General features: G+C 64.1%; 8 protein-coding genes. All 8 read right to left on the reverse strand.

The window, feature by feature from the left end; genetic code table 11:
- Positions 1–27 precede the first annotated feature (27 nt).
- From FW800_RS12550 to FW800_RS12585, 8 genes are read right to left on the reverse strand one after another with little or no spacing between them, the layout of a single operon-like run.
- Positions 28–1,740 carry a formylglycine-generating enzyme family protein gene (locus FW800_RS12550; RefSeq protein ID WP_446437740.1) on the reverse strand — a complete coding sequence of 571 codons (1,713 nt, stop codon included), beginning with the start codon at positions 1,738–1,740 and terminating at the stop codon, positions 28–30.
- Complete coding sequence (locus FW800_RS12555; protein WP_005792500.1) at positions 1,733–2,917, reverse strand: hypothetical protein; 1,185 nt, start codon at positions 2,915–2,917, stop codon at positions 1,733–1,735. The genes FW800_RS12550 and FW800_RS12555 overlap by 8 nt, the downstream gene beginning before the upstream one ends.
- The gene (locus FW800_RS12560; protein WP_446437741.1) at positions 2,917–3,621 is read right to left on the reverse strand and encodes an ABC transporter ATP-binding protein; all 705 of its coding nucleotides are present in this window, start codon (positions 3,619–3,621) and stop codon (positions 2,917–2,919) included. The genes FW800_RS12555 and FW800_RS12560 overlap by 1 nt, the downstream gene beginning before the upstream one ends.
- Positions 3,621–6,599, reverse strand: a complete 2,979-nt coding sequence (locus FW800_RS12565) for a serine/threonine-protein kinase (protein ID WP_446437742.1) — start codon at positions 6,597–6,599, stop codon at positions 3,621–3,623. Before FW800_RS12565 ends, FW800_RS12560 begins: the two co-directional genes overlap by 1 nt.
- Positions 6,596–7,315, reverse strand: coding sequence for a PP2C family protein-serine/threonine phosphatase (locus tag FW800_RS12570; protein ID WP_005792503.1), 720 nt, complete (start codon positions 7,313–7,315; stop codon positions 6,596–6,598). Before FW800_RS12570 ends, FW800_RS12565 begins: the two co-directional genes overlap by 4 nt.
- Positions 7,316–7,969 carry a type VI secretion system-associated protein TagF gene (gene tagF, locus FW800_RS12575; protein ID WP_148853789.1) on the reverse strand — a complete coding sequence of 218 codons (654 nt, stop codon included), beginning with the start codon at positions 7,967–7,969 and terminating at the stop codon, positions 7,316–7,318.
- Positions 7,966–11,466: a type VI secretion system membrane subunit TssM gene (gene tssM, locus FW800_RS12580; RefSeq protein WP_446437743.1), complete on the reverse strand. Its 3,501-nt coding sequence runs from the start codon at positions 11,464–11,466 to the stop codon at positions 7,966–7,968. Before tssM ends, tagF begins: the two co-directional genes overlap by 4 nt.
- Positions 11,463–12,752, reverse strand: a complete 1,290-nt coding sequence (locus FW800_RS12585; protein WP_078822642.1) for a DotU family type VI secretion system protein — start codon at positions 12,750–12,752, stop codon at positions 11,463–11,465. The genes tssM and FW800_RS12585 overlap by 4 nt, the downstream gene beginning before the upstream one ends.

The following is a 12,752-nucleotide window of genomic DNA, read 5'->3' on the forward strand; positions in this document are numbered from 1 at the left end:
CTTCCAAGCTCGCTAGACAGCCAACGATCAAGACCGCTGACCGCTCGCTGCGAGCAATTCCTTCAAGATCGTTGCCGGGTCGGCCCGCTGTTGCTTGCGGTAGTTGCCGACATGGCGAACGAACAGTGTCGCGCGCGTCACCAGGCTCTTGCCGAGCACTGGCTTGCGATCCAACTCTTCCTTGACCCGTTGAAACTGCGCCTGGATCACCGCATCGGTGTAGCGCGTGCCGGTGGCCAGGTTGTCGATATAAATCGCCACCGCGCCGTCGAGGGCGCTGCGTCCATTGGCAATGGCGGTGGCGAACAGCTGCGCGCTGGCTTCGTCCTTGCTGTCGACGGCCTGCTGGCGACTCTTCTGCAGGTTGGCCAGGCGAATGTTGTAGTTGCTGATGGTCTCGGCCACCAACGCCGCCGACTGGATCAGGTTGCCCGCGGCCTCTTCGCGCTGCTGGGCAATCAGCGAAACGTTGCGCTTGAGCTCTTCGTTGACCAGGCCCAGCTCGGCTTGCAGCTTGGGGTCGACGCTGGCGGCGATGATGCTGTCCAGGCGCTTGGTCGGGTCCTGGGCGTCGTCGATGGCGTCGGTCAGCGCAGCGAGGCGGCCTTCCTTCTGCCATTGGGCAAACAACTCCTTGTAGCGCGAACGCGGCGCCGACAACGCGCCGATCGCCACGCGAAAGCCGGTGGTCTCGTTGCTTTGCTCGGTGCCATCGGCTGCAAACAATGGGTATTCGCGGCGCATACCGGTAAACAAGGTGCCCTCGCCTTCCAGATAATTGCCGCCCTTGACCACAAAGCCGCCATAGGTGCCCTGGCGTCGGCCGGCATGTACCAGCTGGAACGATTCCTGGACCATTTCCGCAGCGTTGCCGATCACGTCGAACAGGCCGATGGGGTTGGGCAATTTGGTGCCGATGGGCATCAGCCGTGCCGCCTGACCGGTGCCGCCGGCGACCTGGTTGAACACCGCGTAATCAGCCAGCGGGCCATCGCTTTCGCTGCCCTCGGCGCGCCGTGGATACAAGCGGCTTTCCAGGTCCTGACGGCTCACCGCCTGGCCGCCGCGTGCGGCGTATTCCCACTCAACCTCGGTAGGCAGGCGCACAAAGCCCAGGCCGCCGTCTTCGGCTGACGAACCGCGCCCGCTCACCGGCAACAACTCGCGGTGGTACTTCATCAGCCAGGCGCTGTACACCGCCGAAAAACGCTCGGCTTCAAAACGCGACAGCTTAACCTTGGGCAACCGCCCGGCCATGCCGGTGGGCGCGTCACACGCCGGTGCCGGTTCACCGTTGGCCAGGGACTGCGCCTGGCCCATCACCTGGGCATATTGGCGTGCAGTCACTTCGTACTTGCCGATGAAGTACAGCATGGGCTTGAGTGGGGTCTTGGCGTCGGTCTTGGGCATCAGCGGCGCGATGACCTTGTTCCAGGCCTTGGGCAAGTCCTTGAGGGTGAACTGGCCGTTGATGAAGTCGCGGCGATAACCGGAAATAAACGACTGCTGGTAACCGGCCTCGCCTTCGGCAAAGGGGTAGCCGAGGCTGACTTCGCGGTCATCCAGGGTGCCCTGGGCCAGCACGTAGGCATAGCGGAACACCATGTTGCCTTCGCACGGCAGCGGCAAGCTCACGTCATCCGGCAACGGTTTCGGGTTGTCGAGCTTGTCGCTTGCCTCATCCGCCCAGGCCAGCGAGGCCAGGCTCAGCGCCACGCAGGCGCCCAGTAACTTATACATCTCTGATTCCTTCAGAAGCCTGGATACGCGCCACCCGCCACCCCCCACAGGCCGCCGCCACGGCGCTGACGCCGAGCACGGCAGCCAGGGCCAGGCCGTAGTGACGCGCCAACAGATGGCTGGCGTACTCGCCCGGCACCTGCACGAAGAGTTGATTCAAACCCGCTTCGGCCAGGCCATAGAGCCCCACACTGAGCAAGCCCGCAAAACCGGCGCTGTACAGCGCCTGCAACAGCACGAACAGCAACAGCGCGCCGGTGGAAAACCCCAGCAGGCGCAACACTGACAATTCCCGCCGCTTGCGCGCGACCGCCGCCAACGCGCCGGCAAATATCGCCGCAAAGGCTCCGGCCAGGGCCAACCCGGCGATGATCCAGAATACAATCGACAGGTTGCGGCTCAACGACTGCACTTGGGCGATAGTGTGCGCCTGGGTCGACACCAGCAGGTTCTGCCCGGCGAAATACACCCGCAGCGGTTCCACATCACTGAGGCTGCGCGCATACAGGCGAAACGCCGGATAGATACGCTGTTCGCTCACGCCCGCCACCTCGCCGTCCCAATGCAACGCCGGCACCGCACGGCCATCGCGATAATCTTCCGCCGCTTCCAGCAACGCTAAATCAGTCAACAGTCCATCACGGGCAAAGGCTTCCAACGGCAACACCGCCAGCACTTGCAACCGCGTGCGCTGGGCCTCGACGCGCCCCGCCACTTGCCGCGCAAAGCTGGTTTCCAGCCAGTCACCGGGCCTTGCCGCAAGCTTTTCGGCAGCGGTATGGCTGAGCACAATCTGATCCAAACCGTGAGGCATCGGTAAGCCTGCCAACAACGGATCACCCGCTGCGGTTGGCAACATTTCCAGGGTCAGCGCGCCCACTTGGGCCGTTGCCGCAATCTGCCGTGTGCGCGGCAAAGCAAACGCCACATCGCTGCGCTGCCCCAACTGCTCGATAAACGCTGCGCTGAATCGGCCACCGCCCAACGGGATAATTTCACGGGTAGCCGGATCGGTCTCCAAGCGTTCGGTCAAACTGCTAACCAGTCCAAATTTCAGGCCGAATAACACCAGCAATGGCGCGATAACCGCTACCAGCGCCAGCACCGAACAGGCCGACAGCCAACCGTCGTTGCGATAGTCCTGCCAGGCGAGTGAGGCAAGCAGACCGATGCGCATCAGCACGCCTCCCCGAGGGTTGCGGTGACGCCGCCGTCAGCATCGCGACGGCAATCGATACGCCGCACCTGCAAGCCACTGGCGCGGGCCAGGGGTTCGTCATGGGTGGCGATCACACAGGCCGCCCGCTGTTCACGGGCCCGGGCCAGCAGCGCCTGCATCACCCGCTCGGCGTTGAGCGGGTCGAGGGAAGCGGTCGGCTCATCCGCCAGCACCAGTTGCGGCGCATGGGCCAGGGCGCGGGCACAACTCACGCGCTGGCGCTGGCCCACCGACAACGCCGCCGGGCGCTTGGCCAACTGATCGCTGACCTGCAACTGCTCGGCCAGACGCGCCACGCTGCCGTCGTCCTTCAAGCCCAGCAATTGCCGGGACAAAGCGATATTGCCGCGCACATCCAGAAACCCCAGCAGCCCACCGGTTTGCGGCACATAGCCCAAGTGCTGGCTGCGCAACGCGGCCAGGGCGGATTGCCGGTCGGCACGCCACAGCGCGCCGATGTCCTGCTGGTTGAACGCAAACTGCCCGACCTGATCCGGCGCCAATACCAGCGCCAGCAGATCCAGCAACGTGCTTTTGCCGCAACCACTGGGGCCGACAATCGCCAGTTGTTCGCCCGCTTGCAGGTGCAACGCCGGAATCACCAGGCTGTAGCGCTGGCTACCAACGCCCCGGCTCTTGTGCACTGCGCTCAGGTTCAACATTACGGCAGCGTCGACAGCGGCACGCGGTACAACGCATCACCCGGTTCGGCATCGCCGAAACGGACCCAGTTGGCCACGTCGTTATGGAAGGTTTCATACAGGCGGATTTTCGAATCCAACTCGTCGATAAAGTCTTCCTGCTCGGCCACGCTCAACGACAACCACAAATCCTGGGTCATGTTCAGCGACTTGCTGCGGTACGGCAGGCCCTCCAGGTATTCACCGAGCAGACCGCCGTCGGCCAGGTTACCGCCCTTGCGCAGGGCTTGGGGGTCTCGGCTCATGTAGGCCGAGGCGCTGGCGATTTCCTGGAAGAAATCCTTGGGCGAGCTTTGGGTTTTGCGCGCCGCATCCACGATCAACTTCAGCGACTGTTGCAGGTCATTGAGTTGCAGCTTGGTCAGCATCACGCACACCTGGAACGCTGGCAGTGCCGGGTTGGTCAGGTCGCGGTCGGCGGTCCAGGCGCTGACCAGTTGCGGCGCCTGGCTGGCGGTTTTGCGCCCGAGGAAGTCCATGTGCATGGCATAGCCGACCGCGGTGGATTTGTCCGCCAGGCTTGGCGCCGAACCGAGCAGCGGCACCGGTTGCGGCGTGTTGTTGCGCACCTGATGCACCAGGTCGGCGAACACTGTACCGATCTCATCGACGCGCTCACCCAGCTTGCGCACATCGCCTCCCGGCACTGGCGTGTACAGGTCACCGATCTGCGGGTTGGCGTCGGCGGTAAGGATGCGGTACTGGCTCTCGGCACCGGCGTGGGTTTTCTTGCCGACATCGGTGCGCAGATGCAGCGCGTAGATCTTGATCTGCTTGCCGAGTGCGGCCTGTCGCACTTCGGCTTCGTTCATCTGGGTAGCGGCGAACGGGTCGTTCTTGCGCAGCGCACCCGCGTCGGTGACCAGCAGGATGATGCGCCCGCCATAGCCCGACCAGTCCATGCCATCCACCGCCTGCATCACCCCGGCAAACGCATCTTCGTTGAAGGAATGGCTGGAGACGGTTGAGGCTTTGACCTGGCGCGCCATATCGAGGAAGCGCTGCGGATCGCGCCCCTGGTCGAGGCTGATCAGGGTCTTGGCGACGTACTCAAGGCCAGGGGTTTTCTTGATGCTGCTGCGAAAGCCGACCAGGCCGAAGCTGACGCTGTCCAGTTCGCCGCGCTCGGCGATACGGGTTTGCAACTCGTGTACGACGTCGCGGATCTGGTCGATGTAGGGCTGCATCGACACCGTGGTATCCACCACCAGCACCACGGCGGTGCGGAATGCATCGGCATTGGCGCTGAGTGTCGGGGTCGCCGGTGTGGCAGCCGCGCTGCGGCCTGGGTCGATGGAGGCCACGTTGAGCAACTGCACCGGCTGGCCGTTTTCATCGAAGCTCTCTTTTGAGTCGAAAATCGGCAACAGGTAGAACTGGTTTTGCGGCACCGCGCTGGCAGTCGGCTCCAGGGCCAGCACTTGCTGGTTGTCTTCACGGTTGCTCTGCGCCTTGGCCAGCACGCTTTTCGCGGCGGCAGGATCGGCCAACAGTTTCTCCACCTCGCCGGATTGGCGCAGGAACATCACAGGCGCACGCCCCGAGCGCTCGGTGAACTTGAGCACCAGGCTTTGTTTCCAGTCGCTGACCTGGGCGGCCGGCAACCAACCGTCGCTGCGCCCATCGGTGGCGGCGCCCACGCGTACCCACGGGCTGCCATCCACTTCCTTGCGCTGGTACACGTAGAGCACGGAAAACGCCGGCAACGCCCTACCCGGCGTGCTGCCCGCGTCTGCTGAAAGCTGGGCGCCGGGCTTGCTGAGTACGCGCTGGAACAGGGTCTTCTTGCCCGCCATCAGCAACGGGCGTTGACCGCCATCCACTGCAGCGACAGCCACCGGTGGCGTCACCGTGGGCACCACGGCGGCTGGCGGCTGAGCCGGTTCATCGCTGCCACTCAACCACCAGTAGCTGGCGCCACCAATGGCCAACGCGACGGCGACCGCCACGGCGGCCAAGGCCAATACCGGACCACGGCGCTGCTCGGACGGGGCACTGTGCTGCGTCGGCGTAACCACCGGTTGGCGCACTATTGGCTGCGGCTGCGGCTTATCAGTCGGAATGTCGATGGTGACAGGGGTCATGCCCGCCAGATCAAAGCTCAATGGAATCGGCAGCGGCCGTACCAGCGTGGCGTCCGATTCATCCGCCGGCAGTTGATCCAGCGCCAACAACAACGCTGCCGCATCCGGATAACGCTGCGCCGGGTCTTTGGCCAACAACTTGCGCAGCACACCCTGGTAACGCCCGTGATGCACAGGCAATTCCGGCAACGGCTCAGTCAGGTGCGCCAGCGCAGTGGAAAGCGCATCGGTGCCGCTGTAGGGCAGCTTGCCGACGAGGATTTCGTACAGCACCACACCGAGTGCGTAGAGATCGGCGCGCCCGTCGATCTCCTGACCCCGCGCCTGCTCGGGGCTCATGTAGCTGGGTGTACCCACGGCAAACCCGGCCTGGGTGAATTGGGTGCGGTCGTCCAGCGACTTGGCGATACCAAAGTCGGAAAGTACTGCAGTGCCATCGGCGCGGAACAGAATATTCGCCGGCTTGACGTCGCGATGCACCAACCCCTGGGCATGGGCATAACCCAGCGCCGAGGCGATCTGGCGGATCAGCGTCACCCCCTGCTCCGGCGTCAGGCCGGCAGCGATGCGCTCCTTGAGCGTGCCGTTAGGCAGGTATTCCATGGCCATGTAATACAGCTCACCGACGTTGCCGATGTCATGGATGGTCACCGTGTGCGGGTGCGAAAGGCGCGCCAGGGTCTTGCCCTCGCGCAGGAAGCGCTCGCAGAAACTCGGATCTGCCGCCAGCGCCGCGGCCATCACCTTCAACGCTACCTTGCGCTCCAGCGAACGCTGAGTCGCCAGGTACACGCTGGCCATGGCGCCTTCGCCGATCTCGCCTTCGATGTCATAACCTGGAATGACAATGTTCATGACGAGACCTTCACGACGAGGGTGGTGATGTTGTCCGGTGCGCCGCGATTGAGCCCCAGGTGTACCAGGCTGCGCACGATTTCATCCGGTGCGTCATGGCTGAGCACGTCGCGGATTTCGCGGTCTTCGACGGTCTTGTTCAGGCCGTCGCTGCACAACAGGTAGCTGTCGCCGGGAGCGATCAACAGTTCAACCGACGCCACGTCCAGTTGCGCTTCCACGCCGACAGCGCGGGTGACGATATTGGAGCGCGGATGAGTGCGGGCGTCAGCTTCGCTGAGCAAGCCGCTGTCTTGCAGGTCCTGCACGTAGCTGTGGTCGCGGGAGATGCTTTCCAGCACGCCGTCACGCAGGCGATACAAGCGACTGTCGCCGGCCCACAGGCACACACCGCGCAAGCCGCGGGCGGCGAATACCACCACCGTACTGCCCATCATGGTCACGCCACGGTTGGCGGTTTCTTCGCGTACAGCGGTGTTGATGCGCAGCAGATCATTGCGCAGCGCCGCGGTGTATTCGTCGAGGGAGCGGCCCAGCGGTACATGGCGCAGGCTGTCGACGATCAAGCTGCTGACATAGTCCCCCGCGGCGTGCCCGCCCATGCCATCGGCCACCACCCACAGGCGGTTTTCCGGCAGGTCCAGAAAGGCATCTTCGTTGACTTGGCGAACCATGCCCACATGGCTTTTGCTCGCGGATTTGTACGTCGCGCCCATCTACACCACACCTTCTTGTCCGAGCAAAAACTGCGCAAAATCATTGGCGGCAGGCAAGCCCTGGCACCGTAATAAACCAGGTGAAATACGTTGCGAACCACGGCCCCACCACAGGCTCGCGCCCTCGCACGCCTGTTCGGCCAGTGCGGTCATGCGCTGATGGGGCACCGTAGCGGCCACGCGCTGCAGGCCGGCGAAACGGCTGTCGACCGCACGCGGCTCACTCGCAGGAATGCCCAGGGCGTCGATCCCCGCGTTGAAACTTTCGAAGGTAGCGCCACTGTCCAGGGTGCTGAGCAACAGCTCTTCGGCCTGCTCGAACCAGGTGTCCGGCCCGCCCACCAGGGAGGCGGGGTTGGTGTCGTGATCCAGCAAGGTGACCACGGCCAGCGGAAAATACCGCCCGACCCGATCAATGCTCGGCATCACCACGCCCGCCGCGGCATCAGGCCCGCATACGCCTGGCGCCAGTACGAAGCGCCACAACGGGCTGACCAGATACACGTTGAGCCAGTCACCGCCCAGGCTGTTCTGGCTGGCGAGCAAACCCGCCGCCAGCCAGCTGTCCCATGGGCCGATAAAGCTCTGGGGCAAGGCGCGGCTGACAAAGTCCCCGCGACTGGCCAACTTGCCGTAGAAACCCACAGTCGTCATAGCCGCTCCGGCAGGCTGAAACCGCTGAGCACGCGGCTTCTGAACGGGTTGAAGGCACTGTTGGCGCGCAGCTCGTAGGCGATGCTCGCACCATCAACCCGCAGGCGCAGGTTGAAGCGGTCCGGCGAGTTGCCCGCGGTGAGGTCCGATTGCTCCAGCAGACGGAACCAGGCCCACGGGCCGTCCAGCGTGATACCGGAGCGACCACTGGCCGACGGCGGCATGATGGAAATACGCACCACGCCGATGCTGCCAGGGTTCGGCCATTGCATCGCTACCGGGCGGCTCGGGCCGTGGTCGTAGCTCAACTGCTGGCCATCCAGATCAAGCAGAAACTGGGTGATGGTCGGGTCCATCGACACCGGCTTGAGCTCGAAACGCACGATAGGCTGGGTGCCCCCGGACCTGAAGAACGCATCGCGAATTGTCGCCGCCCGCTGGAAGGTTTGCAGCACGCCCGGGGCAATCCCCAGCTTCTGCGCCGCGCCCGGTTGCCAGCGCCAGGTCTGTGCCGATGTATCCACATAGGGCTGCAAGTATTTGCGGAAGTAGTTATCCATCACCCCGCCCACGCCGAAGAACTGGCCGAAGTCATCCAGGGTGGCGTCCCGCGCACTGCCCGGCGAAATCGGGTAGCGACCGGCCAACGACTGGCGATACACGTTGACCACTTCGCTGACCCAGGCCGCGTTCAGCTGGTTACGCACCCCGCCCATCATGCTGTTGGTGGTGGAATTGACCACCGACTTGACCATGCCCTGCACCAGCGGCGGCTGGCGCTCGGCATTCAGGCTGACCCGCGTGGCCGCAGCCGCCGCCTGGTTCTTGGCCTCACCGAGCAAGGCATCGCCGCTGGCACCGACCATGGCGCTGACCTGCACATACAGCGCATTCATGTCCGACAGCAGGCCGTCGATGGCCGCCGGTTCGCCTTCGTTTTTGCTGACGATGCTGTTGAGTTCGGCAAAGTGCGCGGTCACCGGATCCTCCGACGCCGCCGGGGCATTCGCCGTCGGTTGCTCCTGGCCAAGCAAGCTGCCAAGGCGCTCCTTGAGCTTGTCGACGCCACCTTCCACCGGTACACCCTTGGCAGCCAACTGGCGCTCTTCGGCTTGCAGATCGGTTTCCCTGGCGACCGCCACCAGCAGCTTTTTCAGCGGCGAGGTCGGGCCGGAAATCACCCGCAGCACGTCGGCGGCCTGGGCCACGCTGGTGATCGGCACAAAGTCGATGTCGGCGAGCAGCGCATCCCACTGGCGCTGGTAGTCCTGGAAGTACAAACGACGCACATCCGCGGCCAGACTCACCACGTTCTGCTGATCGGCCTGCTCGTGGCCCAGCACCCATTGTTCCTCGGCCAGGGTGCCGGTCTGGTTCAGGCTGCTCAGCAAGAACGCCTGACGATAGCCCTTGGCAGTGAAGAATCCACTCAACGGCTCACCCAACGGCTTGCCGCTTTTGCGGCTGAACACCAGCGCGGCGTCACGCCCAGCGGCTTCGTTGAGACGAAAGTCCGGGATGCCTTCGGGCAGTTTCTGGCGCTTGACCCGGTCATACACGCGCTGGGCCACCGGCAGTTGCTGCAACTGGCGTCGCAGGTCATCGATCAGGCGCGGGTCCAGGCGGGCGCTCGGCGGGTGCCGTTCGAACAGCGCTTGCAAGTGCCCGGCCAGCGCCTGACGCTGATCGGCCGGAAGGTCGCGGGGCAGGTTGCGATCCCAGTCCAGGGCGATCCAGGCCTTGATAAAGTCCGGATCGTAATGCTCGGTGTCGGCGAGCATCAGGTAGGCCTTGAGGCCCTCGTAGAGAAAGTCGGAGTTACCGCCGCCGTGCAGTTGCTCTTCGATGCGCGTCACCAAGCGTGGCGCGAACACGGCGATCAACAGCTTGCGGTAGACACTGGCGGATTCGGCTTCAAGCATATCGCCCTGATACAGCCCCAGCCCTTCGGACCAGCTCGGCGAATCCCCCGCGAGGTTCTTCACCGCGTTCAGCAGTGGTAGCACCGCGAGCACTTCTCGTTGTGCCGGGCTCAGGTTCTGCACGGTCTGGCCCAGGGGCGCAACTTTCTGGTCGACCTGGGCGATATACGCCTGGTTGGCGCGATAACTCACCCACCACAGGCTGCTGACCACCACGACCAGCGCTACGGTGGCCGCCAGCACACCACGTGCAATCCACTTGCGGCGCCGTTCGATTTTCGGGTTCACCCCCACCAAGCCACGCTCGGCGAAAGCCACTGCGGTGAAGAGTTTTTCGATGAAGTAACTGCGCCCGGTGCCGCTCTGGCGCGCCAGGTGCTGGCGGTCCAGGTTCATGCTCTGGGCCATGGCGCCGATCAGGCGGTCAATCGGGCTGCCTTCCTGGGTGCCGCTGGTGAAATACACGCCACGCAGCAACACGCGCTCTTCAAAGGCGTTGGGCTTGAACACACCTTCAAGGAAGCTTTGCAGACAGTCCTTCAACGCGCCGAACTGCTGCGGGAAACCGTAGATCAGGTCGCGGCGTGCCGGGTCGCGCTCCTGTTGCAGACGCTCGACCAGGCGTTCGTTGAGGCGCTGCTCCAGCCCGGCGAATTCGCTTTGCAGGTGCGCCAACGGGCTGTCGCTATTTTTGCCGTCGTCCAGGGCAAAGGTCATGCCCCACACCTGGGCGCGCTCTTCCTTGCTCAGGTTGTCGAAGAACTCCATGAAGCCCGGCACCAGGTCGAGCTTGGTCAGCATCAGGTAGATGGGGAAACGCACGCCCAACTGGGTGTACAGCTCCTGGATACGCAGGCGAATCGCGGCGGCATGGGCGGCGCGCTCGGCGTCTGTACCCAGCAGCAAATCCGACAGGCTGATGGCGATAAACGCACCATCGATGGGTCGGCGCGAACGTTGCTTTTTCAGCAGGTCAAGAAAGCCCAGCCACGCGGCTTTATCCACCGTCGAGTTGCTGTCCTGGGTGGTGTAGCGGCCCGCGGTGTCAAGCAAAACGGCCTGATCGGTAAACCACCAGTCGCAGTTACGCGTACCACCCACGCCGCGCACGGCACCGGCGCCCAACTGCGCCGCCAGCGGAAAGTGCAATCCGGAATTGACCAGTGCGGTGGTCTTGCCCGAACCCGGCGGGCCAATGATCACGTACCACGGCAGCTCGTAAAGGTTGCGGCGTTCGTCACCGCCCAGCTTGGCTTTTTTCAGCAGCGTCAGGGCTTCGTCCATGCGCTGGCGCAGGGTGGACAACTCTTCGGCAGTGGCAACACTGTTGGGATCAGCCGGGGTTTCGGCGGCCAGGCTGCGCATCACTTCGGCAGCCTGGCGGCGGGCCTGGATGATGCGGAACACGCGGTAGGCAAGCCACAGCGCAAATACCAGGATGATCAACGCCCAGCGTCGCCCCTCGGGCATCAACACGTCGAGCAACGGCCCGACAAACCAGATGATCAGGCTCAGGGCAATCAGGCCCAGAACGGGGATTACCCAGCGAATCATGAAACTGAAAAACGCCTTCACTCGACGCCCTCCGCCAGTACGGTGATTTCAACCCGACGATTGCGGGCACGGCCTTCGGCAGTACCGTTGCTCGCCAGCGGCTCGGTGTCGCTACGGCCTTCGGCGCTGAAGCGATCAGCCTGGCCGGTCTTGGCCGCGAGGATCTCCAGCACCGACTTGGCCCGGGCTTCGGACAGCGCCCAGTTCGACGGGAAGCGCAGCGTGGCGATCGGGCGGTTGTCGCTATGGCCGGTGACACGCACCTGGCCCTTGACCTTGCGAATGGCATCAGCGATGCGCAGCATCAGCGGCTGGTAAGCATCGACAATGCTGGAGCTGGCGGAGGCGAACAGCTCATCGCCACGAATGGTCACCACCGAACGGTCAACCTTGTCTTCCACGGCCACGCGACCGGCCTTGATGTCTTCGGCCAGGAAGCCGGCCAGGCGCGGCCGCTCGATCACTTTTGGCTGCGCCACCGGACGGTCGATGGCCTGCACCGGGATCTCGCCCAGTGCATGAATGTTTTTAAACACTGGCTCGGCGTCCGAGGCCAGTTTCATGCGCAGGCCAAACAGCAACGCCAGCAGCAGCGCCACGCCGATCGCCACGGCGATCCACGGTGGCATGAACTGCGCCAGGCGATCACGGGCCACGGTCACGCCGCGCCAGTGCGGCGACAGCTCACGCTCGTGTTCACCACGGGCACTGCGAATCGCTGCGGCGGTGCGCTCGCGCAAGGCTTCCAATTGGCTGCGACCGTCGGTCATCACGCGGTAGCGGCCTTCGAAACCCAGGCACATGCACAGGTACAACAGCTCCAACAGGTACAGGCGTTCCCGTGGGCTTTGCAGGCAGTGGTCGAGCAACTGGAAGACCTTTTCACCGCCCCAGGCTTCGTTGTGCACGGTGATCAGCAGGCTTTGCTTGCCCCAATCACTGGTGCTGCCCCACGGCGTGCTCAACACCGCTTCATCCAGGGCGGTGCACAGCGCGTAACGGGCCAGCAGCACTTCGTTGCGCGCCACACCAGCCGCTTCGGCGCGTTCTTCGAACTGACGCAGATAGGCCAACAACTGCGCCCGCAGGCTGGCTGGCGCCGGGTGGGCGATGGTGTTGCGCAGCCGCGTCAGCAACGCCAGTAAAGGGCCGGCGGCGCTTTCCAGCGGGTTGAGGCCCTGGCTTTTGCCGGTGAGGATCGGCGCAGCCGGCATCGACAGCGGCGTCGGTTCTGCGCGTGCAGGCTCCGGCGCTCGGCCACCCGGGCGCGGCATGAACTGGGTGCGGTCATCATCATTGGGGTGCAT

This window comes from Pseudomonas sp. 910_23 (genome assembly GCF_052850795.1).